The 19,922-nt window shown below is 32.4% G+C and carries 27 protein-coding genes; 10 read left to right on the plus strand and 17 right to left on the minus strand.

From position 1 onward, the window contains the following. Positions 1 to 280 precede the first annotated feature (280 nt). From DSQ20_RS05960 to DSQ20_RS05980, 5 genes are all read right to left on the minus strand, one after another. Positions 281 to 940 carry a hypothetical protein gene (locus DSQ20_RS05960; RefSeq protein ID WP_007550324.1) on the minus strand — a complete coding sequence of 220 codons (660 nt, stop codon included), beginning with the start codon at positions 938 to 940 and terminating at the stop codon, positions 281 to 283. A gap of 47 nt (positions 941 to 987) precedes the next feature. Beyond that, positions 988 to 1,893 carry a PEFG-CTERM sorting domain-containing protein gene (locus DSQ20_RS05965; protein WP_255458156.1) on the minus strand — a complete coding sequence of 302 codons (906 nt, stop codon included), beginning with the start codon at positions 1,891 to 1,893 and terminating at the stop codon, positions 988 to 990. Positions 1,894 to 2,223: 330 nt separating this feature from the next. Continuing rightward, complete coding sequence (locus tag DSQ20_RS05970) at positions 2,224 to 2,916, minus strand: hypothetical protein (RefSeq protein WP_179364958.1); 693 nt, start codon at positions 2,914 to 2,916, stop codon at positions 2,224 to 2,226. Positions 2,917 to 2,990: 74 nt separating this feature from the next. Next, complete coding sequence (locus DSQ20_RS05975) at positions 2,991 to 3,437, minus strand: GNAT family N-acetyltransferase (protein ID WP_179364959.1); 447 nt, start codon at positions 3,435 to 3,437, stop codon at positions 2,991 to 2,993. Positions 3,438 to 3,513: 76 nt separating this feature from the next. Continuing rightward, positions 3,514 to 4,944: a hypothetical protein gene (locus DSQ20_RS05980; protein WP_255458396.1), complete on the minus strand. Its 1,431-nt coding sequence runs from the start codon at positions 4,942 to 4,944 to the stop codon at positions 3,514 to 3,516. Between the two features lie 212 nt (positions 4,945 to 5,156). On the opposite strand from DSQ20_RS05980, the gene DSQ20_RS05985 reads away from it, so the two are divergent. Then, complete coding sequence (locus DSQ20_RS05985; RefSeq protein ID WP_179364961.1) at positions 5,157 to 6,242, plus strand: carboxypeptidase-like regulatory domain-containing protein; 1,086 nt, start codon at positions 5,157 to 5,159, stop codon at positions 6,240 to 6,242. A gap of 63 nt (positions 6,243 to 6,305) precedes the next feature. Then, the gene (locus tag DSQ20_RS05990; protein ID WP_179364962.1) at positions 6,306 to 6,473 is read left to right on the plus strand and encodes a hypothetical protein; all 168 of its coding nucleotides are present in this window, start codon (positions 6,306 to 6,308) and stop codon (positions 6,471 to 6,473) included. A 16-nt stretch (positions 6,474 to 6,489) separates the two neighbouring features. Here DSQ20_RS05990 and DSQ20_RS05995 read toward each other — a convergent pair whose 3' ends face one another. Together DSQ20_RS05995 and DSQ20_RS06000 are read right to left on the minus strand one after the other, a co-directional pair. Beyond that, positions 6,490 to 6,729, minus strand: coding sequence for a hypothetical protein (locus DSQ20_RS05995; protein ID WP_179364963.1), 240 nt, complete (start codon positions 6,727 to 6,729; stop codon positions 6,490 to 6,492). A gap of 18 nt (positions 6,730 to 6,747) precedes the next feature. Next, on the minus strand, positions 6,748 to 7,050 hold the full coding sequence (locus DSQ20_RS06000; RefSeq protein WP_007550312.1) for a hypothetical protein: 303 nt from the start codon (positions 7,048 to 7,050) through the stop codon (positions 6,748 to 6,750). Between the two features lie 93 nt (positions 7,051 to 7,143). Here DSQ20_RS06000 and DSQ20_RS06005 point away from each other — a divergent pair, with 93 nt between their 5' ends. After that, positions 7,144 to 8,190 carry an ABC transporter permease gene (locus tag DSQ20_RS06005; RefSeq protein WP_048110377.1) on the plus strand — a complete coding sequence of 349 codons (1,047 nt, stop codon included), beginning with the start codon at positions 7,144 to 7,146 and terminating at the stop codon, positions 8,188 to 8,190. Beyond that, the gene (locus DSQ20_RS06010) at positions 8,187 to 9,554 is read left to right on the plus strand and encodes an ABC transporter permease (protein WP_179364964.1); all 1,368 of its coding nucleotides are present in this window, start codon (positions 8,187 to 8,189) and stop codon (positions 9,552 to 9,554) included. The genes DSQ20_RS06005 and DSQ20_RS06010 overlap by 4 nt, the downstream gene beginning before the upstream one ends. Before the next feature lie 2 nt (positions 9,555 to 9,556). Here DSQ20_RS06010 and DSQ20_RS06015 read toward each other — a convergent pair whose 3' ends face one another. The 3 genes from DSQ20_RS06015 to DSQ20_RS06025 form a co-directional block, all read right to left on the minus strand. Next, positions 9,557 to 9,874, minus strand: coding sequence for a hypothetical protein (locus tag DSQ20_RS06015; RefSeq protein WP_007550309.1), 318 nt, complete (start codon positions 9,872 to 9,874; stop codon positions 9,557 to 9,559). A 1-nt stretch (position 9,875) separates the two neighbouring features. After that, a complete protein-coding gene (locus tag DSQ20_RS06020; RefSeq protein ID WP_237698785.1) occupies positions 9,876 to 10,190 on the minus strand; it encodes a hypothetical protein in 315 nt (104 codons plus the stop codon). Positions 10,191 to 10,269: 79 nt separating this feature from the next. After that, the gene (locus tag DSQ20_RS06025) at positions 10,270 to 10,668 is read right to left on the minus strand and encodes a Mov34/MPN/PAD-1 family protein (RefSeq protein ID WP_179364965.1); all 399 of its coding nucleotides are present in this window, start codon (positions 10,666 to 10,668) and stop codon (positions 10,270 to 10,272) included. Positions 10,669 to 10,761: 93 nt separating this feature from the next. On the opposite strand from DSQ20_RS06025, the gene DSQ20_RS06030 reads away from it, so the two are divergent. Further along, positions 10,762 to 10,947, plus strand: a complete 186-nt coding sequence (locus tag DSQ20_RS06030; protein ID WP_007550305.1) for a hypothetical protein — start codon at positions 10,762 to 10,764, stop codon at positions 10,945 to 10,947. A gap of 4 nt (positions 10,948 to 10,951) precedes the next feature. Here DSQ20_RS06030 and DSQ20_RS06035 read toward each other — a convergent pair whose 3' ends face one another. Then, the gene (locus tag DSQ20_RS06035) at positions 10,952 to 12,223 is read right to left on the minus strand and encodes an exonuclease SbcC (protein WP_179364966.1); all 1,272 of its coding nucleotides are present in this window, start codon (positions 12,221 to 12,223) and stop codon (positions 10,952 to 10,954) included. A 75-nt stretch (positions 12,224 to 12,298) separates the two neighbouring features. Here DSQ20_RS06035 and DSQ20_RS06040 point away from each other — a divergent pair, with 75 nt between their 5' ends. Further along, positions 12,299 to 12,760, plus strand: coding sequence for an SRPBCC family protein (locus DSQ20_RS06040; RefSeq protein ID WP_179364967.1), 462 nt, complete (start codon positions 12,299 to 12,301; stop codon positions 12,758 to 12,760). Positions 12,761 to 12,822: 62 nt separating this feature from the next. Continuing rightward, positions 12,823 to 13,143, plus strand: coding sequence for a hypothetical protein (locus tag DSQ20_RS06045; protein WP_179366335.1), 321 nt, complete (start codon positions 12,823 to 12,825; stop codon positions 13,141 to 13,143). 176 nt (positions 13,144 to 13,319) lie between these two features. Here the strand turns inward: DSQ20_RS06045 and DSQ20_RS06050 are convergent, their stop codons facing one another. Genes DSQ20_RS06050 through DSQ20_RS06060 form a run of 3 tightly spaced genes read right to left on the minus strand, consistent with a single transcriptional unit; the run spans position 13,320 to position 14,171 of the window. After that, positions 13,320 to 13,694, minus strand: a complete 375-nt coding sequence (locus tag DSQ20_RS06050) for a hypothetical protein (RefSeq protein WP_179364968.1) — start codon at positions 13,692 to 13,694, stop codon at positions 13,320 to 13,322. A gap of 57 nt (positions 13,695 to 13,751) precedes the next feature. Further along, on the minus strand, positions 13,752 to 13,928 hold the full coding sequence (locus DSQ20_RS06055; RefSeq protein WP_007550297.1) for a hypothetical protein: 177 nt from the start codon (positions 13,926 to 13,928) through the stop codon (positions 13,752 to 13,754). Between the two features lie 15 nt (positions 13,929 to 13,943). Continuing rightward, entirely contained in the window at positions 13,944 to 14,171 is a 228-nt protein-coding gene (locus DSQ20_RS06060; RefSeq protein WP_255458157.1) for an Lrp/AsnC ligand binding domain-containing protein, read from the minus strand. A gap of 277 nt (positions 14,172 to 14,448) precedes the next feature. On the opposite strand from DSQ20_RS06060, the gene DSQ20_RS06065 reads away from it, so the two are divergent. Beyond that, complete coding sequence (locus DSQ20_RS06065; protein WP_179364969.1) at positions 14,449 to 14,805, plus strand: MscL family protein; 357 nt, start codon at positions 14,449 to 14,451, stop codon at positions 14,803 to 14,805. 10 nt (positions 14,806 to 14,815) lie between these two features. After that, positions 14,816 to 14,971 carry a hypothetical protein gene (locus tag DSQ20_RS06070; protein WP_179364970.1) on the plus strand — a complete coding sequence of 52 codons (156 nt, stop codon included), beginning with the start codon at positions 14,816 to 14,818 and terminating at the stop codon, positions 14,969 to 14,971. 129 nt (positions 14,972 to 15,100) lie between these two features. Here DSQ20_RS06070 and DSQ20_RS06075 read toward each other — a convergent pair whose 3' ends face one another. Together DSQ20_RS06075 and DSQ20_RS06080 are read right to left on the minus strand one after the other, a co-directional pair. Then, the gene (locus tag DSQ20_RS06075) at positions 15,101 to 16,687 is read right to left on the minus strand and encodes a peptidase (RefSeq protein WP_255458158.1); all 1,587 of its coding nucleotides are present in this window, start codon (positions 16,685 to 16,687) and stop codon (positions 15,101 to 15,103) included. Between the two features lie 252 nt (positions 16,688 to 16,939). Then, a complete protein-coding gene (locus DSQ20_RS06080) occupies positions 16,940 to 17,965 on the minus strand; it encodes a hypothetical protein (RefSeq protein WP_179364826.1) in 1,026 nt (341 codons plus the stop codon). Positions 17,966 to 18,618: 653 nt separating this feature from the next. Between DSQ20_RS06080 and DSQ20_RS06085 the strand changes: the two genes are divergently transcribed. Continuing rightward, positions 18,619 to 19,692 carry an L-threonylcarbamoyladenylate synthase gene (locus DSQ20_RS06085; protein WP_218841282.1) on the plus strand — a complete coding sequence of 358 codons (1,074 nt, stop codon included), beginning with the start codon at positions 18,619 to 18,621 and terminating at the stop codon, positions 19,690 to 19,692. A gap of 9 nt (positions 19,693 to 19,701) precedes the next feature. Here DSQ20_RS06085 and DSQ20_RS06090 read toward each other — a convergent pair whose 3' ends face one another. After that, positions 19,702 to 19,899: a hypothetical protein gene (locus tag DSQ20_RS06090; RefSeq protein ID WP_179364827.1), complete on the minus strand. Its 198-nt coding sequence runs from the start codon at positions 19,897 to 19,899 to the stop codon at positions 19,702 to 19,704. Positions 19,900 to 19,922: the final 23 nt, after the last annotated feature.

Raw genomic sequence — 19,922 nt, forward strand, 5'->3', positions numbered from 1 at the left:
ACGATCAGTTTTAAGATCCTCAAAAATCTACAATGGTTAAAATAAGATGAAATTTTAATATTTAGGCTCAAAAAAATGAGTCGCTTTTAATGTTGCCAAATTAATGTGGCTTGTCTACAGGATGAGGTTTTGTATTTTCATCATGACAGTCGCAGTGACAAAGATGCGTTTTATGATTATTTATACAGTCAATGCATTCATAATGCTTTCTTGTTTCACATGCGGCACAAATCATACTAGAACTAAAATGAAGATGAATTTGTATTTTTTCTATTTTAGGTCAGTACTCTATTTCACTTCGTTGAAGTAGATTATGAGTTAAATCCACATATCCTTGAGGATCAAGTTCCTTGGCAAATCCTTTGTCGATATTTATTAAATAAATTGAATGCAAATGTGCATTTAGAATATCAGAATACTGAATTGGAGGGTTTTTGTAATATCGATCACATAGATCTTTAACTTTTTTCACATCAGACTCATTTCTTGCATTTGGAGGCATGAGGAAAATTTTTGGTATAGGAACTAGACCAATCACTGGAGTTGCCAGAGAAAATTTAGTACAGTGTTTACTATATCTAGCAATTTTACTCATTATCCTTGCGGTGAAATAATCAATTGTATCCAGAGCATGATCAGGAGGAGTAAATCCTGTTTCGATTTCAATAATAGTATTGCCATCTCCTTTTTTACCAAAAAGATCACATACTAAAATATCAGAGATTTGTTTTTCTACTTCTACTGAATGTCCACGTGCAATCAACGTAGATGCACAAATAAGCTCTAAAACAGAATGATTAATTTTTACAAGGTTTTTTTGATACATTTCAATTAATTGTTGACGAACATAGTTGAGCTTTGGTAGATCTGATTCTTTCAAATTTTTCGATAGTTTTTCAGTAACTTCATAAACATCGTTACGAAATTTTTCTAAATCCATGTATCCATAGTAGATTTAAGGTCGTTGTTTAAGAACTTGACAGTGTTTTAGAATTTGACCAATCTATTTGAAAAAGACTTGCCTACAATCAAAATAGACATTATTGAAGCAACAAGAATCAAAAGAGCAATGGAGCCAAATTCAGGAATGATATGTGTTCCTACAATCTCAAATGAAACTTTGTCACCTATTTGATAATCCAATTTTATTTGTCTAGAATCAGAATCACTTTCTAATTCTTCATACTCTATCATTTCACCGTTAGCCATTACAACAAAAGAAGAATCACTACCTGCAGGAGATTTTGAATCCAAGATATATCTTGGAATATCAAGTGTGATAGTACCAATGTTTTGTCCTTTGATATCAAGAGTCATTGTTTTAGTATCAGAATTTAATTTTCCTTTAGTTGTACTTACAAGACCATCAGATATAGAATATGGAATGCAATAAATTCTGCCATTATTTGCAGTAACTGAAATACTATCTATAGTACATTTGTTAACGCTTCCAGTTAAAGACGGAACTAGAGTAAAATTAGTTTTGAATTGTCGGGTTTCAGCACCGCTTTGAACTTTTAAGATATATTCTCCATCTTTAGACCATAGAGGACTTTCTGTGTTTAGTTTGAAAGAGAAATTACCATCAGAATCAGGAATTATTTGCTGTATGGTCACTATGTTTCCTATAGGATTAGTTACAACAACTAAGATTGGTGCAACTGTGTTTTGTGGTTTCAAGTATCCAGTTGCAGTAATAGTTGAAAAATGATCATAAGTGTGTGAATCAGTCCAAACAGTCAACGGGAAAATCTCTTTGTATAGATCAATTTCGTAAGAGGGAATTTGTACACAGTTAATGCATTTGATTTCTTTTTCTCCAAAAGAAGTACCGGCAAATGACAAAGTTATGGTTAGAGAGAGTATCAAAACAGCTAAAATAGTAATGTGCACGTCATATCGGCTAAGATCATAATATTTATAGATTTTTAATAATATGTCCATTTTTCAGACAAGGGAATTGGGATTATTATAAAAACTGCCAACAAAACGGATTAGCACAGAAAATAGGCATAAAAAATTAAAGTTTGTTTTGAGAATTATCAGTAAATTTCTTCACATGTTCATTCCAATATGGCCCATCGGAAAAATTTGATTACAAGTGGCAAAAAAGATTCAGGATTATTAGTGAACTGTTTAATGCTTTTTTCGAAAATATCAGCAAATGTTTTTGATTCTAAAGTTTTATCATACTAGTTACTAATTAATTTTGTATAAATACAATCATGACTGAAATACACCATCAACTTTAGAATCTATATTATTAGAATTAAATGTAGAACTTACAATTCCATAGTCCTTATGATCAACTGTAATATCTACATGGTATGTTGTTTTAGAGATATCATTAATTATAGTTTTAAAATTGGAAGTAAAAAAAGTTCCAGAGAAAATCGTGGCGTCATTAGTTCTAATGATCACATTAGCACTTTTTGTATTTCCAGTAGCATCTACATATTCCAATAAAACATCACCATTTGATTGTTGAATCATAGATAGTGAAAGATTTTCATAAATTGGGGAACCGTCATAGTTGAATTGAATGTCTCCATTATTTGGACCACCGTTTACGATAGGAGATTGGTCAGGAGATTCTTTTGGCGGAATATCTTTAGAAGAATCATCTTTGTTTAGAGGGTTAAGGTCAGATATTTTTTCAGATATTTCTTTTGTAGATTCTTTTGCGGAATCTTTAGCATTATTTATCTGAGTGCTAATTTTACCTCCAGTTTCATCAACTGTTTTCATGAATCCAATACCTGTCTCAACGGATTCGCTAGTTTTTTCTTCCAGCGTATTTGCATGTTCTTTTACAGAGTCGATGACTTCAGAGCTAGAATATACGCCATTGTTTTCAGTGATTAAAAATATGCCCAAAGCAAGAATCGAGGCTATTACGATTATTTTAATTAGCATCAAATCAAATTTCAAAAAATGTGTTTTAGAGGGCTAGTCAAAAAAAATTGGTGGCAAGCTAAAACACATACTTCTCAACGGATATTCATAGAAAAAGACAAAGAAGACTGCTCAAATCCAAGATTTTTGTAAAATAAATGAGAGTCTTTTCTTTGATTTCCAGACTCCAGTCTTATTCTATAGCAGTCTTTCTTTTTTGCAAGGATTACACAATGTTCAATTAGTTTTTTGCCAATACCTGTGTTCCTATACTCTTTTGTAACTATTAATTCAGGGATGTACATCTCTAGTTTTACTCGGTTTAAACGTCTTAGAAAAATAACGCTAACAAGTCCTACGGGTTTGAAACCTTGCTTTGCCAACAGTATTATCTTCTGAGGGTCTGAAAAATAATCTTTAATTTTATTTTGGAATACTTTGATTTCTTTATCATCAATCGGAGTTGGCCTCTCCAACTCATAAAGTAATTCAAGAATAATTGGGATGTCCTTTTCAGTAGCTTTTACTATGGAAAGATTCACAAAAGTATTTTGTGTTATGGAATTTTAAACATATTCTATTTTTTTATTTAATATTGCTTAAAATAATATTTAGAATTTAGTTTTTCTTTACTGCTTCATATTTTGAGAATTGAGAATTCCATACCACTTGAATATAGGGATCAAGTTCGTATGTTTGGGCAAACTCTTCTAGATTTTTATCAGTTAGTTTGTCTAGTTCCTTTAGTGCATCTAGTTTTTCTTGCATGATATTATCTTTAGTTGAATCATATTGTTTTCTTATTTGGATGATTTTGTTGCTTAGTTCTTCTTTGGACATGTTTGGTCGTTCACTATGGTCCTTTATGGCATTTTTTTCGTCTAGTTTTGATTGTAACAAAGCATCATCGTATTTTTTATCAAATTGTGTTTTAAGTTCTGCTTGTTTTAAGGCAAGGTCGTCGTAGAATCCTTGTATTTTTTGATTGACTTCAATTATTGTAAGTGATACATCCTTGTCTTTAATCTGGTCTAAGATGTATGATTCAGGATTATGTTTTTCTGCTATTCCCTGAGTTATCCATGATTCTGCTGTTTCTTGTAATATACAAGAATACTTGCCAGATTCTAATGCATATACTACAGTAAATCCTTCATCACATTTCGTTAGCGGGGTAACTGAGTTTTCATTTGATTGAGTTGAACCTCCAGAAATCTCACCCATTCCATGACGAATCCACATCTCTGCAGTATTCATTGAAACACAAACATAGTCACTTGCATGATATCGGTACACAACAACAGAGCCTTGTCTACACTCAGTATCAGGAGTTGTCTTTCCCAAATCTTCCCACGATATTACATCGTCGGGATTTGCTTTCAGATATGCAGGATTTGTTCTGTAATCTTCATAATATTCTCTGAGTTGTTCACCGGTAATTGGCGTATCAATGAATTGTCCATTTTTGTTAAATAAAATTTGTTGATTATAATATGCCAAGTTATGATTTACATTAAAAATACTATTTGCTTCAATTAACTCAATTCGTTTTGTCTCAGCTGCAAGATGATATGCTTGACGTGCTTCACTTAGTGAACCACCGTTTGCAACAACTATTTTGAGTGCCTCTCTACCTGCATCTACTTTCATTTGATGAAATTCAAATTGGTCCCAAAAGACTTCCTTAACAGGAGTATCTTGTACGGTATCTACAAATCTTGAAAACGAGTTTCTTGGAGAATAATATTCCCATAATGCCTCCCATTCTTTAAGATCTTGGCTTAGTTTTTCAAGTGCTTGTGCTCTTTTTGTTTCAAGTTCTTCTTTGGCTTTCAGATCTTCATATTTTCTGTCTTCAAGTTCTTTTATCCATTTTTTAGTCTGTTCTATTTTTTTAAGTATATCTTGTGCAACAGGATTATTTGCCAAGTCTTTGGATAGTGTGATTTGCTCACTTGTTGTGGCATCATTATCTGATTGTGCATAAGATGATTGAATGGCTAGTGATACACTCAAAATAAATAATACTGTAAAAGTAAACCTAGGCACCAATGCCTGAATCAAAAAATGATAATACATAAACAATTCGCACAAATGCTACTAAAAAATGATCAAACAAAGAATTATCTAAGCACATTACGAAAATTATTGTGAAAACAACATATTTTATTAAAAAAGAATCAAATTGGCTCAAATAAAATTACATACTGGCAAGATTTTCTTTATTCTTTGTTTTATCAACAGAGTTTAGAATCGTCATTGTGTTCAAAAACAAGACTATCATCGTTGGTTTATTTTCAATATTTGCATTAAGCATGCTCATTCCAGCCTCAGATGCAGCATTGTGGAGTCTCATAATTCAATCAAGCGTTGACAATCCAAAGATATTGCCAGGAGATGCACCAATAATTTCAGGCAGGATTACCGACCATGCATCAAATCCAATAAAAGATGTTCAGGTTCATATCAGTACAAAGTATGATTCTTTGTTTACAACCACAAACGAGCTAGGAGAGTATAGTGTTCAACTTAGCCACTACGATAGAATGCCAGGAACATATATCGTCAGTATCAAAGCAACTTCGTCTGACGGAAAAACAGGCATTGCAAATACAGAATTTCAGGTCAGAGGAGAACTAACTACAACATCAGTAATTGAAGAAAAACTTTCAACCCCAGAAGCAATAAGATATCTTAATGCAAAATCGTCTGATTTTGAAAAAGATCCCATAGGTTTTATTTTATACTCACATTACCAGAAATTATTACAAGAATTTATTTCAGAAAAGAAGATAGCTGAAAAAATATTAGAAGAGCAAAAATTCATCGAAGAACAAACAAAAATTTCAGAGGATCTACTCTTAAAGGAAATAGAAGAGTTAGATCCTGGTTCTGGCGTGTTTTCAGGATACAAGTATGATGATTATGTTAAAAATTTAGATCCTGTAGTCAGAGATACAATTGTAAGCCAGATGAATTTCACCAAAAACCTATTTGATGAAGCACAGCAGATCAGAAAAAACATTCTTGAAAATGGCGGAACTCAAGAAGAAGCAAATAAAGCATATCTAGAAAAAATTACTATTTCAAGACAGACCATAGAAGAGTTTGGCTATAATACTGAAGAAGAGATATTACCAGAAGACATAATCATACCAACTAACAGTACTGAACAATTACCAGATGAAACAATAGAAGAGAAAAACGATACCATCAATACAAATATCGCTGGAATGAACGTGCAGGTTGGAAATAGCGGAGCGTCATTTTTTGTAAACATCAATGGAACAATCATAGAATTTTTAGTAGACGGGAATCGTATTATTCAAGTAAATCCTAAAAACTAAATTTTATGGATGATTTATCAGTTCTACGCGTGCCTTATAATTAAAAAAGCAATAATATCATCAATGAAGATAGACATACCACTACAATGCCCTTCTTGCGGAGGAAAGATGTATTCAGTAAGCTATGATGCGTCTTTTTCAATACTGAAAAAAAGAAGTTGGCAAGTATGCAAAGAATGCAATTTTGAAAGGGATTCAGAAAGTTTCAAAAAAGCTATTTGTTGCGTATAACAACTTTTATTTAATTCTAAGATTTTTCTTTGAAAATTCGTATTGCTTCCAAATGAGAACAGTTGGCCTTTAGACCCTTACCATGATGAAATTTGTAGAAATTTTTGAATCCAGGGCATTCACAAGTATCAGATGTCACAAAGTAAGATTTTTCTGGATTAGATGATGACTTAATTTGATAAAGGTCGTCATCGACTTGAACTATACCACCACTTTCAACTAGTTTTTTGGCCTTTCGTATGGTACTTGCACTCACAACATAATTACAATAGGGTTATTTTTTATTCTTTAATTTTTTCATAACGCTAGACCAGTCAATGTCATCAATTTTACCTTGAGATAGAGCATTCTCATAAAGCAATTCAAAAACCCAACTGATTATTTCACTCCATATTGCTTTGAGTGAATCTTCATCAGTCCAAACAATACTTGCCTTAACAGCAGTCATTGCCAAAATATTATTAGCGTTTTTACTTGGTTCTTTATTCCATTTTTCTATGACTTTATCACAAAAAGCAAGAATTTCATTTTTAGTTAATACGAGCCTGTCAGGGTCAAATGAGTCATTTTTTACCATATAAGATATAGAGTATAGTACTAAATTAGAATTTTTTCATATTACCATACTGCAATTATTATAAACTGAGTTCACCATTTCTGATTATTGACTTTGAAAAGATATGTTGGCACTCGATTAATTACAATGTTTGGCGTGTTAATGATTACACTACTCATCACAGTTCTTCTAGTAGGATCAAACATGGACAGCATCCTAAAACAAGGAGTTGTGTTTCAAGTAAGATCTGAAATAACTGAAAATCCTAAAATTTCTGAAAGTTTTTCGTCTGTAGATGAATTTGAGTCGTTTGTTCAAATGCAAATTGAACAGAGAATCAAGACTCTAGGGTTAGACGAACCGTGGTATTCACCACAAAGAATAGGATTAACAATGTACAAGATACTTACTTTGGACTTTGGTCGTGCAACTTTTCTAACTAGTGATTCAGGATCATCTGATGTCAAAGAAATAATTTTAGAAAAACTTCCTCGAACAATCTTATTGTTTACAACTGCAACGATCATAATTTCTGTAATCGGTATCTTCCTTGGAGCATTTTCAGGAAGTAGAGTTGGTTCAGTTATAGATAGATTGACATCAAGTTTTGCAGTTATCAGTTCTAGTTTTCCTGTGTGGTGGATAGGAATGCTAATGATATTCTTGTTTTCATTTGTGTATCAAATTTTTCCTGCAAGGGCAACACCACTAATTCCATCATCAGACCCAAATTACATAGGATCATTACTGTATCACATGACATTACCATTAATCACAATTGTAATGATTGGGTTTGGGTCGTGGGCATATCTTGTAAGAAATTTCATAGTAGGAATTATGCAAGAAGATTTCATTATTGCAAAAAAGACAATAGGAGTTGATCAGAAAAAAATAATCTATTCTCATGCTCTAAAAAATGCCGCCCCACCGATAGTCACTATTCTTGCGTTAAGTCTATCAGGTTCCCTTGGAGGGGCGATAATCACTGAGGCTGTTTTTGACTGGCCAGGCATGGGCAGATTATATTTTGAAGCAATTACAGTAATGGATCTGCCAATAATTATTGGCGCTACCTACATCTTGACAGTTTTTTTTCTGATTAGTATTTTTGTGGCAGATTTACTGTATGGATACTTTGATCCGAGAGTGAGAGTAGGATGAGCAGTATCACTCCAACAGAGATCAAAGAGGAATTTTTTAAAAATAAAATAGGGATTGCAGGAATTGTCATATTATCAATTTTAATTTTAACTTCAATTATAGCAGTAATTACAATTCCAGTTGAAACTTTTAAAGAATGGAATAATCCAGGAAGTTGGATTTCGTATCCCAAAGTTGCCATTCCAGTTTGGGTTAATTTGTTTCTGAGTGAAAAGATTCCAGAACATAAAATTTTAGAATCACCAAAAATAAACTATGATACTGCAGAAAATATATCAGTTACATATCACCAATTTGGGATAAATTTTGATTATGATGATTTTCCAAATGATTTCATCTACGAATTTTCTGCAAAATATTCAGGATCAACATTATTGCAAATCGATATAATACGACCTGATGGAATTCATCTAAAATTATTATCAACGTCATTGCCAAATTTAGATTCTAATTCCATCCACAGTGAAAGAGTATTTTCAACAGATGATTCAATTAAAAAAAATCTTATCCTACAATCAGACAAGTTTTTGTTTTCTTTAAATAATTTATCTGCAGAAGATATTGTTTTTTCTAAAGCAGAAAAACAAGAGCCCCTAAAAGGAAATTATGTTTTTTTGATAAAGATGTATGGTAACAATTCAGAAAACAAAATTCAAGAATCTAAACTAATCATAGGCGGTAAGGCATTTGGAATAATGGGAACAGATGAGCTGAGAAGAGATTTGGCAGTGGGCTTACTATGGGGAACTCCTTTGGCACTGTTCATAGGATTGGTGGTATCTATTGCATCAGTTGTAATGGGTTTACTTTACGGAGTTTATGCAGGCTATAGAGGTAAAAAAACAGATGAAGTAATGATGAGATTTAACGATGTAATCTATGCCCTGCCAGCACTTCCTTTCCTGATTATTCTATCAGTTACTATAAGCAACAGTATTTTCGTGTTGGTGGGATTTTTGATGGTGTTTGGTTGGGTTGGAATAGCGAAAGTTGCAAGAAGCATGTCTTTGCAAATCAAAACTAGAGGATATGTTGAAGCTGCAACCATGATGGGACAAAAGGATTCAAAAATTGTACTAAGACATATTTTGCCACAGTTATTGCCATATGCTTTTGCCAGCATAGCCATATCGGTGCCTGCTGCAATCACTACAGAGGCAGGATTAAGTTTTCTGGGATTAGGTGATCCATCTTTTCCTACATGGGGTCAAATTTTACATGATGCTAATGTGTATGGTGCAGCATCCAGAGGATTATGGTGGTGGATATTGCCTCCAGGAGTGATGATTGCAATAACAGGACTTGCTTTTGTCTTTATAGGAAATGCTCTAGATTCTATTGTCAATCCAAAATTAAAACGATAGTATTAGAGACTAAATTTTCGAATTAATTCGATAGCACTGTCACTTAATTTTATGGAGTAGCATGCAGAATTTTCATCATTTATTGCTGCCAACTTGTTTGCAAATACTTTTTTGCTATGACCTCCTTCGGATGCTTTATCGGATTCATCAAAACAGATCGACATTTGTTTCATGTTTAGATTGTTTTTTAAAAGAAAAGCAATAAATTTTTTATAATTTTCAGTATCTACCCAATCAATGTTTTTTTCTTTGCTTAATCCAATCCAGACTTCAATTGAGTTTTGATATAGAACTTTTTTTCTAAGTTCATTTAAAGACATTTTAGAAATCAGCACGTTGCATTTTAGAGCCACATCTAGGACATGTGCCACCTTTGTGTTTGTTATTACAAACTAAACACACGTAGCGTACACTTGTACCTCCAGAATTCATTCCAAAGAATCCACCGCCGCCACTTCCAGAATCGCCATATCCCTTCATGCGACTCATGTATCGTCTTCTTAACAACATTGGAAATGCTATGAAAATTGCCAAAGCTGCGCCTAGACCATATGGAAATGGAAGAATCATTTGCAATCCAATACTAATGCCCAATGAGGCAAACAAGAAGATCAGATAAGTCTTATAATTGAACAATTCAACAAAATTACATTCAAAATACTTATAAAGTTTTGTCAGTATTTTTTGTATTTTTTTTAGGAAAGTTCAATCTAATTTACACAATAGAAACAGGTACAGGATTTCCATTGCTATCCCAAGCAAAGATATCATTGTCCCCGTATGGAGATTGAACAATTATAGATACTAAACCAAAGAAATTATGAAGATCAGTAACTGATGGTTCTGCAGAACCACTAGGATGCGAATGAACTGTTCCCACATAACTCATATCAAAGGGCAGAAAAGAATGCGGAAAACCGGCAAAGGTAGGACCAGAATAATTAAAGGGCGGAATTACCAACCCATCAATCATAATATTTCCTTGTTTTGATTTGCCTTTTAAAATGAGAATTCCTTCATTTGGATGTCTCATTTGGCAGTAAGACAAAATGCTATCTAAAACTTTTTTTTCTAAAGAAACCTGTCTTTCAATTTTTTTCTTTTTAAACAACATGATAGTGTATATAGTTTAGATCTAATTAAATTTAGGATTGACAATTAGAAACTCTTTTTTGTGGAATTAAATCAAACCAAAACGTAAAACACTATGGATGACAGCATATCATCAAAAATTGCATCATTAGATGTACCATACAATAAGATTATCGAATATTTTAGAATGAAATGTCGTACCTGTGGACATCAAAGAATAGCACATAATGAATTAGAAAAATGTGAAGGAGTTATGAATAAACCATGCACGTCAGGATGCGATAAATTCATTTCAGAATGATTAATCATCTAGCAATAACATAAACAGTATTAGAAAATTCTCTTAGTTTAACTTCAATTTCAGAGATTAGTTTAGAGATGGTAGAACGTTCCTCATTTAATTCCGATTCGATAATATTGATTTTTGATTCAGAATCATCTTTATCAGAAGTAGCATGCTGTAAATTGTGCACAAGTTCGGTTAGTTCATCAGATTGAAGTGCAGATAATTGATTTTCAATTTTTTGACGTTTTTCAGTAAAATCAGATACGCGCGTAATGTATCCAGCAAGCGATTCTTCAATTTCAGTCAAATATGAAAATGATTTTTCCACGTCCTTAACAGATATTGATCCGGATGAAATTCCTTTTCGGACGTTTTCTAAAATAAGTATTATCGAATCCTTATTTTTGGGAGTCAATACACCAAAAGGATCTTCGATTAACTTAGACAAGAGAGTTTTTTGTTCTTTTTCCATTGAAGACACGTGTTCATATCTACTGAGAGGTCTAGAAATTTTTGTGAATTGGGAATTAATTTCGTTTTTTAATTGGTTTTTTTCGCCAGAGAATGAATCTAAAACTTTCTGTAACTCTAAAAATTTCAGGTATTTTTCAGAGGAATGTATTTTTTTGATTGAATCCTCATAGTTAGTTATTTTTGTGCTTAGTGAATTTATGTGATTTTTAATTTCAGTTATTCTGTGTTCTTTTTTGACGATAGCATCTTTCAAATTATCAATTTCTTGCAATGAACCAGTAATTTCCTCAGAAATTGATCTTGTATGAGTGTAGTTTTTCAGTAATTGTTGAATTTCAATATTATTTGAGTTCATTTTTTGCAATATGTCCTTTAATTTTTCGGCATATTTTTTTGCAAAGATGTGAATGACTCGGGTTTGTCTTCCTAGAACATCCCCAATTTTTTTTAACATTTGATTTAACACAGTATGCATGTTTTCCACATCATCAAATGAATTAATTTTTGGCAGATGATTTGCGTCCTTTTTTATCATGTCAATTACTTGTTGTTTACCTCGAACTACAATAATTCGAATATGTTTATCGATATCATCGACTTGGAGATTATCTTTTTCAAGTGTGTTTCCAATTGAAATTAGATCACTGATCAGGGGATCAGTATTATCTCTGATGGATTTTATATCATTCAAAATTTGGTTTGTTCTTAATTCAAGCATTTTTCGTACAATTTTTGATACTTCAGACAATGGAATTTGCTTTTCTGAAGGGACTTCTTCAGATTGTACTTCTTTCTTCTTACCCCATCCAAAGACCATATTGTTGATTATGTTATAGGGATTAAATATGTTAAAGAAAATAAAATTTAAAACTATACAGAAATACAAACAATTATGACAAAAACTGCGCAAAAATCATTTTACACAAATACAGTAAGAAGATGCATTTCAGTTAACGCTAGTAAAGAGGAGGTTTGGAGAAAAATTAGCAATATCGTTGGACTTCCATCATGGGTAATTGATGTTAAAAAAACAACATATTTGTCAAAAAAGAGAAGAAACGTTGGAGCTATAAGAAAAATTACATTTGCAGATGGCAATACAATTGAAGAACATGTTGTGGCATGGAAAGAAAGAGAATATTTTACCTACATTGCAACTGAAGGTTTACCCCTAAGAGCATATGTTGCAACAATTTCCATCAATGCAAAAAATAAGAACACCACTCAGATAACATGGCAATCATATTTTAACAGCAAAAAGATGACAGCAAAACAATTTACAGAGTTTGTAAAATTTATGGGAATATTTTATGAAACATCACTTAAAAATCTAAAAAAGATATTAGAAAAATGACACTAGTAAAAAATTAAATCAAAGCGTAAATAGTATACCATAAGACTAAGATCATGAGTGACATGCGTTTTATCATTTTATCAATGGGGCTTATTTTTGCCGGATTTTTGATTTTAGGAGTGTTTGGAGATGATTATCAAACAGCAAACATAGAGGCAACTGAATTTGGAGATTGTTATGATTATGATTCAGGACCTAATCCAGTTCCAATAAATTGTTCATTTAAGATATTGGATCAAGTTTTATTTTTTGGACTTGTTTTAGCATTAATTGTTGCAGGAATTATAGCATTGATCAAAGGAATTAGAGGTAAATGGGATAACGAAGTCAAACCAGAAGACATGGTAGGTCCTGGTGGTGACAAAAAACCAGATAATCAATAAATACAAAAAATAAGGTTAGTTTTGATTAGTTAGGGATGGTTCCTGAAATTCTTCAAGACCGTCTTCTTCTAATCGTTGGAAATAAACTTCTTCGTATGGCATTGTCTCAGACTCTACTTACAAAAATTATATTTAACTTTGATTCTTTTGTTGTGCTCAATATCAAAATCATAATGTTACATCTCAATGATTTTTTTCATATTTTCAATTCCCTGTTCGATTTCCACCATACGACTGTCAAACTGTTCATCTGTCAATTCATCAGGCTTTATCAAAGTAATTACAATTTCAGAGAATTCACCGCTTGAGACTATTCGCATTGGAACATTCCATTGAGAATCTTGATCAATGAAGACAGGGTCTAAAATTCCGAGTGAACGATTTTCTTTAAATTTCAATCTAGCGTTTCCTCTAGGGGTTGAAAAAGACCACCACCCATCAGAAGACATTTTTGCATCAGGCATCATTTTTGGAGGTGAATTTAAAATGGCATCAAAGGCATAGCTGGTTTTTTTATTAACAGGAATTGTAATGGTACGTGATCTAGCCATAATAAAACTTGTAATCAATGATTAAAAAGCATATAGTACAAATTATTAGCAGAAAAATCACTGATTAAGGAAATCTTTAATCTTTTTAAGATTGGCAACATGAGATTCATGAAACATAACCATAGATTCCGAAATAGAATCAGGTAGAACAGTTTTAAGTTTTTGAACAAATTCATCACCATTGTTTATCATAGTGTCAATCAACTTTTCAATGTCATTTTTTTCATGAGGCATTTAGTTCACTCAATCTTATTCTTTTTTTATTAGCGTTGAAATTGTTCTAATTTTTTCAATCTTTGGAATATTTGAAGCAAGCTCTCGGATTTTTTCAAAATTTTCAGCTTCTAATTTTACCATTAAATCATGAGTTCCTATAGTTCCAAATACTTCCTTAACTTGTTCTATTTCTCGCAGTTTCTCAATAATTGTCTCCTCTGCACCAAGCTCACAGTTAATCATAACATAAGCAACAGTCACATCCAAACTACGGCAGATAGATATTTCAAAGTTTAGATCAAGGCTACAATATCAGAAAATAGGTATTATTAGTCAATATCTCAGAATAGCTGTAAATTATATTCATAGCAAAAATTGCTTTAGCATGGGATTAAAGCAAAAAATCAAGTCTATGATTCAAGATTGTTCTATCTGTAACAAACTAAAATCAAAAAACGAAGAAACAAAATAATAATCAAAATACGTCATTTTGCAAATTTTGATAACATTTTTTACTACATAAATAACAAAATACGATATGAGTGACGCCCCGCCTCCAAAACAAAGCTTTGTTCAAGAGTTCATGGGTTTTCTTAAGACATTTGGAATTATCGGATTAGCAATTGCATTCATTATTGGTGCAGCCGCATCAAAGCTAGTAACTGCTCTAGTTAATGACATAATCAACCCAATCATAGGATTAGCATTACCATCAGGTGACCTCAAAGCACTTGAAGCCGAAGTCGTCAATACTGTATCAGGAGCTGTTTCAGTATTCAAATATGGAGATTTTATTGCAAATGTCATAGATTTCACAATAATCGCAGTAATAGTATTCATACTTTACAAAGTATTATCAAGATTCAAGCTAGTAGATGATAAAACAAAAGCATAAAAATAAAAAATTGGCTTACGAGCAAGAAAAGAAAATAATTGAATTACTAGAAAAAATACTAGAGGAACTTACAGAGATTAAGAAGAATACAAAAATCACAGCAGATTTTGCCACGTTAAGATCAGAGATAATCAACAGAACAAAAGGCCAACAAGTCAATCCATAAAATAATAAAATCAGTCTTGGAGATAATCTTCCAAGACCAATTGTGTTTGGCAAGCATTGATTACAAATTTTGTATTTAACAAGGATGGTCGATTTCTACGTGAGGTTTGTTTTGTCTAACTAATCAGTGTCAAGGATTGATTATACCAGCCTTGACTAAAAATTGAATTCCCTGAACAAATGAGCTGTCATCTATTTTTCCATCAGCCCACCACTTTGCATTATTTTTAATCCAAGATGGTATTTCATCAGAACCATTACCTGAGCTTTGAGTAGAAGGAATGTTCATTATTTTTTCTTTTATCAAAAATTGAATTCCCTGAACAAATGAGCTGTCATCTATTTTTCCATCAGCCCACCAGCCTGCATTATTTTTTATCCATGTAGGAATTTCAGGAGATTCAATTTTTTTCACATCTGAGCTTAATTCAAAATCAAATTTTTGAAACATGGGTCTATCATAGGTGTTTTGTCCCATTCCTAATAGAACAATTTGCATAGAATATTTTCCAGGCATAGGTGTGTTTAGCACTTGAGAATCAATGCCATTAGGCAACTCGATTCCCAAAAGACTGAGGTTTCCACCAGTGTTTACAATGTCTTTTCCAGTTGGATCCTTTATGCCATATCCATATCGAATATTATTAGATAGTTCCCCTTTTGAATCAAAAAACGCTATGGTAAATAAAATATTTTTACTTTCAGAATATCTAGAATCATAAGATGCAATGGCCTTAATGCCATTATCAAAGAAAAGTTCTTTAGAAATTATTGATGAATTAGATTCAGGAGTAATAACAACTTTAAGTGTAGAGTCTGAATTTTTGAATTTTTTTAGCTCATCGTTATGAATCATAAAATGAAGTATGTTACTATCTTTGTCAGAATACTTGTCATAGTGTAAATCTATTGGAAAGAGCGGCATTCCATTTGCTTTGCCATCAAAGCTAACAACATTTTCTAAAGGCAAAAAGTTTTTTGGGATTTCAAAGTAATTCTTTACAAAATCCACATGTGCTACGTGTTCCCAATCAAATGGCATTTCAAAAGAAATGGATTTGGATGAATCATCAAACTGAAAATTAGTTAATGGTCCTTGGAAATTTTTTGCAAAAACTTGATAATCAATACCAGATGAAGATATCTTGAATTCTTGTTCATTTGGAATAATTACGATTGTTTCAAAGCGAATATCCTGAGAAGTTTGTGTCTTTGGATTTTTTGCACCTATTATGTCAGTTTTTACGGTATACTGACCACTTTGAGTAAAAACTGGTCCTGAGATAACTGGAATGCTAGAAGGCGTGGAAGTTAAGGCGTTTGGAACTACAGCATCAACATCACCATAATATTTTGTGCATTTCCATAGATCTTCTTGGGTACAATTTGATTTTGGTTGTATTTTGACAACTAGTTCCCCATCTCTATCAAAAAACATTTGATTTGCAACAAGAGATTCACCATAAAATATCTGAACTCTATAACTTACATTTTCCACATTAACATTGGATTGTGTGTCAAAAAATCTCAATTTCAAATTCACATCAGAATATTTTTGAGGGGTAAAATCTGCGGGAAATAATGTGGTGCTCACAGTTACCTCACCAGAGCCAAAGCTGATTGGCGGAGCTTGTTCACCACCATGATGTTGAGCATAAGAAAGTGGAAAAGTAAAAGCAAGTGCCAGTATTACGTAAAGCAACCAGAATTTAGACATCATATAACATAATGATTACAAATAATGTATAATTTCAACTTTTCATAAAAATATCAAATCAAACATGAAAAACTAAGAAAAGGTTAGATAATTACAAAACAAATACAATTATTGAATACGGCTCCATATTGGAATAAGAAAATATGCTCTGATTGTAAAAGAATGAAATGCCAAACTGGGTGTAATTGTGATTGTCATCAATTAAGAGACAGACAAAATTAAAAATTTCATTAGACACAGAATCTACTTGAATTAAGATAATATTTCATATAAAATATCAATCAAGTTGCCATCTGCATCCATATGTTTTACATACATGATTTCATCTGTGTATCCTATCCAGATTTGCGTATCGTTGTTTAGATAATACACATAGATGTGGATTCCACTTCCAACATCATCATGAGGTTTTCCAAACTGTTCAGAAATAGAATCAATATCTTGTGTTTCAAACAATATTGTTGTAAAATCATCCAAAGTTAGGGATTCACATTCATTTAGCTCAGCAGACCATGTTCCACCATATTTTTCACATTTAGATTCTGGGCTCATCATTTTGGAATTGATCTGTTCAACAAAGTGTTTTCCGTCGGGAGTTTTGCATTGTCTTGGATAAGATTCCATAACAGGATTTCCTGCTGATTCACATTCCTCAAAACTGCTAACGGTTGACAAAGCGAAAGCCCATCCACGTAAAAGTAATTTGTTTACAGTTTCAGGTTTTACACATGCAGGACTTGAATTACTCGATTTAATTACAAGCCTCAAATCATCACTGCATTTAGTTTCATTAATTGGAACTCCGGATTTGAATTGTTTTAATGGAGAATCTGTTTTCTCGGTCACTTGAGAGACAATCAGGGTTACAACATATTCAGATGATTCTATTTGTTTAGTACTAACAGGATATGGTTTTACATCATATAACATAATATAAAAATCATCAATTAATTGAGATTCTATACCGTCAGCTAATCCAATTGGGATAACGTATGTACCACGGCTTTCTCCGTCTTTTATCATGTTAACTTCTGCCGATACGGTACCTTCCCATATACAAGTAACATCGGTAGGGCATCTAGAGTCATCAAGTATATTGACTAAAGTAATTTGAAAGTTCGAAATGTCAACGGTTTCACCAATCTTTAGATCAATTGAAGATTCATCGCCTGTAAGAATTATAGGGATTGGAGAAGCAAAGGCACCTGATTGAAAAGTAAAACAAAGTGCGACAATTGACATCAATGTAATGCTATCTCTTTTTTTAATTGTGAACATTTTTATCATTTCTCATTAATGGTGTATGATTATAACCTTTGATTAAAATAAAATTTAACGTAAATCATATACAAAGGGAATAACATTGTTCAGAAAAAATAAAATCAAAAAGAGTGTTGCACATGAATTAAAAAATTGTCATGATGACAACGATAGCCACACTAATAGCAAAAATCGCATAATACGATTTTTTGTATCGCGGTATTGATTTTTGTAGTGGAGTCATATTTTGTCTCTATCTACATACCTGCTATCAGATATACGCCGATTCCTATTCCGATTACTACTCCGATTCCCATACAAATGAGATCAAAGGCAACCACTTTTTTGAAAGGGGCGTGCACCATTTTGTTCCAACTGCTTTCATTTTTTGTTGAATTTGTGTTTGTATTCATGCATCCAGTTAATCATACTAGTTCATAGAATACGGTAAGCTTGAAAGCTTACTGGATTATCAAATATCATCAAAAGCATGCGTATGAAAAGAGTTTAAACAATAATTTGACTAATCAAACAAATGGAAGAAGGTCAGATAATAGTTCCATTATTGATAGCACTCGCAGTAGGAATTTTTGTTGGGACCAGAATTTGGATGATGTTTAGAAAATAAATCACAAATAAAATCAGGCTAAACAATCCACCATACTCTTAATATGACTGCAATCGTATTAGTCAAAAATCAAGTAAAAATGCACACAAAAATTCTTAAAATCAATTCAAAAAGTCCACAAATTTCAAAGATAAGACAAGCTTCTAAAATTATAAAATCAGGAAACATAGTTGCATTTCCAACAGAAACAGTATATGGTCTGGGGGCAAATGCCTTGGACTCAGAGTCTGTTAAAAAAATTTTTGTTGCCAAAGGCAGACCTTCAGATAATCCGCTCATTATTCATATTTCAGATATTTCTGATCTTAAGAGATTGGCAGTAGACATACCAACTACAGCTCATAAATTAATTAGAAAATTTTGGCCAGGACCTCTTACATTAGTTCTGAAAAAATCAAAGATAGTTCCAAAAATTACAACAGGTGGAATCAATACAGTTGCAGTGAGAATGCCAGAAAACAAAATAGCAAAATTATTGATACATGAAACAGGTACGCCATTAGCTGCGCCATCTGCAAATATTTCTGGAAGACCCAGTCCCACAACATCAGGACATGTGTTTGAGGATATGAATGGCAAAATAAGCATGATAATAGATGGGGGTAAAACAAAAATCGGAATTGAATCTACAGTGATTGATCTTTCCAGAAAAACTCCAATGCTGTTAAGACCAGGAGCTGTAACATTAGAACAACTTCAAAAGGTCATCGGTAAAATTTCAATCCATCCATCCATACAAGAAAGAAAAACAAAAGACATACATCGCTCACCTGGTATGAAATACAGGCATTATTCTCCAAATGCAAAAATAATTCTAATTGAAGGCTCGAATGACAAAGTAAAAGACAAGACATTACAACTTTTATCAGAATTTAAAAATCGGGGAAAAAAGGTAGGAATACTCAGTACTACAAATACAAGATACAAATCAGACATGACAGTATTTTTAGGTAAAAAGTTAGACGTGGTAGCGTCTAACTTGTTTAAAACATTCAGAGAATTTGATGGAAAAAAGATAGATGTGATACTTGTACATGGCATCAGTCGAAAGGGGTTGGGTCTTGGAATAATGAATAGACTTGGAAAAGCTGCCTACAAAAAGATCAAAATCAATTAAAAGATCAATCTAGATATTCAAACCCACATCACTAGATGCAGTTTTTTTCTCTTTAGATGGACAAGATTTTCCTTCATGATCTCCATCTTTGTATTCGCCATCAGGCATTGCATTAGAAGGTTGAGCTACTGCAACATCCATCGGAGTAACCATAGCAAATATTGCTGCAAAAGCCAATACGGTAAACAATGCAACAGTATACTTCATGAATAAAATACATAATAATCACA

It is taken from the genome of Nitrosarchaeum sp. AC2 (assembly GCF_013407385.1).
Classification (GTDB): domain Archaea; phylum Thermoproteota; class Nitrososphaeria; order Nitrososphaerales; family Nitrosopumilaceae; genus Nitrosarchaeum; species Nitrosarchaeum koreense.

What these genes read in the sequence shown, in the direction of transcription:
- DSQ20_RS05960 (WP_007550324.1), bottom strand. Translation starts at nt 940, where the DNA reads ATGGATTTAGAAAAATTTCGTAACGATGTTTATGAAGTTACTGAAAAA.
- DSQ20_RS05970 (WP_179364958.1), bottom strand. Translation starts at nt 2,916, where the DNA reads ATGCTAATTAAAATAATCGTAATAGCCTCGATTCTTGCTTTGGGCATA.
- DSQ20_RS05990 (WP_179364962.1), top strand. Translation starts at nt 6,306, where the DNA reads ATGAAGATAGACATACCACTACAATGCCCTTCTTGCGGAGGAAAGATG.
- DSQ20_RS06000 (WP_007550312.1), bottom strand. Translation starts at nt 7,050, where the DNA reads ATGGTAAAAAATGACTCATTTGACCCTGACAGGCTCGTATTAACTAAA.
- DSQ20_RS06010 (WP_179364964.1), top strand. Translation starts at nt 8,187, where the DNA reads ATGAGCAGTATCACTCCAACAGAGATCAAAGAGGAATTTTTTAAAAAT.
- DSQ20_RS06015 (WP_007550309.1), bottom strand. Translation starts at nt 9,874, where the DNA reads ATGTCTTTAAATGAACTTAGAAAAAAAGTTCTATATCAAAACTCAATT.
- DSQ20_RS06025 (WP_179364965.1), bottom strand. Translation starts at nt 10,668, where the DNA reads ATGTTGTTTAAAAAGAAAAAAATTGAAAGACAGGTTTCTTTAGAAAAA.
- DSQ20_RS06030 (WP_007550305.1), top strand. Translation starts at nt 10,762, where the DNA reads ATGGATGACAGCATATCATCAAAAATTGCATCATTAGATGTACCATAC.
- DSQ20_RS06035 (WP_179364966.1), bottom strand. Translation starts at nt 12,223, where the DNA reads ATGGTCTTTGGATGGGGTAAGAAGAAAGAAGTACAATCTGAAGAAGTC.
- DSQ20_RS06040 (WP_179364967.1), top strand. Translation starts at nt 12,299, where the DNA reads ATGACAAAAACTGCGCAAAAATCATTTTACACAAATACAGTAAGAAGA.
- DSQ20_RS06045 (WP_179366335.1), top strand. Translation starts at nt 12,823, where the DNA reads ATGCGTTTTATCATTTTATCAATGGGGCTTATTTTTGCCGGATTTTTG.
- DSQ20_RS06050 (WP_179364968.1), bottom strand. Translation starts at nt 13,694, where the DNA reads ATGGCTAGATCACGTACCATTACAATTCCTGTTAATAAAAAAACCAGC.
- DSQ20_RS06055 (WP_007550297.1), bottom strand. Translation starts at nt 13,928, where the DNA reads ATGCCTCATGAAAAAAATGACATTGAAAAGTTGATTGACACTATGATA.
- DSQ20_RS06065 (WP_179364969.1), top strand. Translation starts at nt 14,449, where the DNA reads ATGAGTGACGCCCCGCCTCCAAAACAAAGCTTTGTTCAAGAGTTCATG.
- DSQ20_RS06075 (WP_255458158.1), bottom strand. Translation starts at nt 16,687, where the DNA reads ATGTCTAAATTCTGGTTGCTTTACGTAATACTGGCACTTGCTTTTACT.
- DSQ20_RS06080 (WP_179364826.1), bottom strand. Translation starts at nt 17,965, where the DNA reads ATGTTCACAATTAAAAAAAGAGATAGCATTACATTGATGTCAATTGTC.
- DSQ20_RS06085 (WP_218841282.1), top strand. Translation starts at nt 18,619, where the DNA reads ATGACTGCAATCGTATTAGTCAAAAATCAAGTAAAAATGCACACAAAA.
- DSQ20_RS06090 (WP_179364827.1), bottom strand. Translation starts at nt 19,899, where the DNA reads ATGAAGTATACTGTTGCATTGTTTACCGTATTGGCTTTTGCAGCAATA.